Origin of the sequence: Curtobacterium sp. MWU13-2055, assembly GCF_023242305.1 — a bacterium.
Lineage (GTDB): Bacteria > Actinomycetota > Actinomycetes > Actinomycetales > Microbacteriaceae > Curtobacterium.
The window spans coordinates 1-694 of the sequence record NZ_JALLIO010000018.1 but is presented as its reverse complement, the minus strand read 5'-3'; the positions used below and the strand labels follow the sequence as shown (position 1 = coordinate 694).

General features: G+C 68.4%; 1 protein-coding gene. It reads left to right on the top strand.

Annotated features, from left to right (window positions below):
* Positions 1 to 688: hypothetical protein (locus M4960_RS19125; RefSeq protein ID WP_248705128.1), on the top strand; the 688-nt coding region annotated here is incomplete at its 5' end.
* Positions 689 to 694: the final 6 nt, after the last annotated feature.

Genomic DNA, 694 nt, shown 5'->3' with positions numbered 1-694 from the left:
GATCACCATGCGCAAGAGCCTGAAGACCTCCATCACCCTCGCCACGACCGGCGCCCTCGTGCTCGGCGGTGCCGCGTTCGGCATCTCCTCCGCCCAGGCCTCGACCCCCCAGGTCCACACGGTCTCGTCGTCGTCGTCGAAGATCCCCGCACCGGTCGCCTCGGTCCCCGAGGTCCTCGGTGGTTCCACCGCCGTGAAGCTCGACTCCGGCTTCACCGACGCCCTCACCGCCCTCAAGCTCACCCCCGGCGTCTCCGGGGACGCGACCCTGGCGGACGGGTCGGTGTCGTTCCCGATCACCGCCGGGTCGGTCACGTACTGGTCGCCGGACGGCAACTACAAGCCCTACGTGCAGGGCCTGCTCAACCACGACGACTCCGGCCTGACCCTGAAGGCCGGCGACACCACCGTCACGCTCGAGAACTTCGTCGTGAACCCGGGCTCCTCCAAGCTCTACGGTGACGTCCTGGTCAACGGCAAGGTCGCCGCGTCCAACGCGTTCCTGTTCGAGCTCTGGGGCGGTTCCCTCAAGCCCCTCCAGCTCGAGGGCGACAACGCCATCCTGACCGGCACCACCGTCCACGTCTCCGAAGACGCCGCCGGCCTGCTGAACAAGACCTTCGGCACCGACGCCGTCAAGCGCGGCCTCCTCGTCGGCACCGCCACCATCACCGCACAGATCAAGTAACACCCC